We start from the raw sequence: 2,108 nt of genomic DNA, 5'->3' as shown, positions 1-2,108 counted from the left end.
CGGTCGTTTCGGAGGGCGGATGACAGGGTTCATGGCTGATTGAGCCCCGTCTGCAACTGCCAGAGATGGGCGTAGAGCCCGTTCGTCCGGGCAAGCAGGCTGTCATGCGTGCCTTCTTCGACGATGCGGCCGTCCTTCATGCCGATGATGCGGTCGCAATGGCGGACTGTCGCCAGGCGATGGGCGATAATGATAACAGTCCTGCCCTTGACGATCTCGCGCATGTTGCCAAGGATGATACGCTCGCTCTCATAGTCGAGCGCGCTGGTGGCCTCATCGAGGATCAGCATTGGCGGATTGGTGGCAAGCGCCCGGGCGATCGCCAGACGTTGCCTCTGGCCGCCGGAGAGGTTGGCGCCGCGTTCCTCGATCAGGGTATCATAGCCTTTCGGCAGCTTGGCGATGAACTCGTCGGCGCCTGAAAGCCGCGCCATCTGCATGGCGGCCGCCCGCGACATCGACGGATTGACCAGGCAGATATTGTCGTGGATCGTCCGGTTGAACAGCATGTTCTCCTGCAGGACGACACCGATATTGGAGCGCAGCCAGGCGGGATCGACCTGGGCTATATCCTGGCCGTCGACGAAGACCTGACCGCGCGTTGGGATATAGAAGCGCTGCACCAGCTTCGTCAGCGTCGACTTGCCCGATCCGGACGGACCGACGATGCCGATCACTTCGCCAGGCCTGACGGAGAAGGAGATATCCCGCAACACCTCCGGGCCATCGGCGGTGTAGCGGAAGTTGACTTGCCTGAAGGAGATGGCGCCTCTCGGCTTCGGCAGGCTGACGGAGACTTCCGGCCGTGGCTCCGGTGGTGCGTTGAGGATGTCGGCAAGGCGGGCGACCGACACCTGCACCTGTTGGAAATCCTGCCAGAGCTGGGACAGGCGCAGGATCGGCTGCGAGACCTGGCCGGCGATCATGTTGAAGGCGACGAGCGCACCGACCGTCAGTTCGCCATTGATGACCGCCTGGGCGCCGAAGAGCAGCAGTGCTGCCGAGGTGATCTTGTTGACATACTGGATGGCATTCTGGCCCTTGGCGGCCAGCATGGTGGTGCCAAACGACGACTGCACGTAACCTGCCAGCCGCTCTTCCCATTGCGCTGATACTACCGGTTCGACCGCCGAAGCCTTCAAGGTCTGGACGCCGACGACTGTCTCGACGAGGAGCTGCTGGCTATAGGCGCCGCGCTCGAACTTCTCGTCGATCTTCTCCTTCAGGAACGGCCTGACCAGAAAGCCGATCGCCAGATAGAAGGGGATCGAGGCGACGACGATCCAGGCGAGCTTCGACGAATAGGAAAACAGCACGAAGATGAAGACGATGGTGAAGATGAGATCGAGACCGGAGAACAGCCCCTGCCCGGTCAGAAAATTGCGGATCGTCTCCAGCTCGCGCACGCGGGCAATCGTCTGGCCGGTCGCCCGCGTCTCGAAATAGGAAAGCGGCAGGTTCAGCATATGCCGGAACAGCCGCCGTCCGAGCTCGACATCGATGCGGTTGGTCGTATGCGACAGCGCATAGGTGCGAAGATACTGCAGGACCACATCGAACAGGCCGACGGCCGCGAGGCCGATGACAAGCACGATCAGCGTCGAATAGCTGCGATGGGCCAACACCTTGTCGACGACGACCTGGAAGAAGAGCGGCGTCACCAGCGCAAAAATCTGGACGATCAGCGAGGCAAGCAGCACATGAGCGAAGGCATGGCGATAGCGCCAGATCGACGGCAGGAACCAGCGGAAGCCGAAATTGCCGCGCGAGGCCCCGGGACCTGCCAATCGCCGCTGCAGCAGGATGAAATGCCCCGACGTTTCCGCAAGCAACTCATGAGCGCCGAGATTGCGGCTGGAGAAATCCGTGGGATCGATGACGCGCCAGGAACCATCGGCCCCAGCTCCCCCAAAGACGGCAAAGCGGCCGTCGGTCAGGCAGGCGACCGCCGGTGTCGGCAAGGTCGCCAGCCGCGCATCCGACTGGATCTCCAGATGCTTGGCCTTCAGTCCGACAAGCTTGGCCGCACGCAGCAGGTCACTGCGCCCCGCCGGCTTCGACAAAGCGAGATCGCGGGCCAGGACATCCGGGTTCGAGGCGATGCGGAA

Annotated in this window: 1 protein-coding gene; it reads right to left on the bottom strand. The window is 62.4% G+C overall.

Features of this window, described 5'->3' with window-relative positions; translation table 11 throughout:
* Window positions 1-29 precede the first annotated feature (29 nt).
* The coding region (locus FHX05_RS30170; RefSeq protein WP_183876544.1) for a type I secretion system permease/ATPase at window positions 30-2,108 on the bottom strand (2,079 nt) is incomplete at its 5' end.

Origin of the sequence: Rhizobium sp. BK491, from assembly GCF_014194925.1 — a bacterium.
Taxonomy (GTDB): Bacteria; Pseudomonadota; Alphaproteobacteria; order Rhizobiales; family Rhizobiaceae; genus Rhizobium.
Note: the sequence above shows the minus strand (reverse complement) of the source record. Positions and strands in the feature narration are given on the sequence as shown.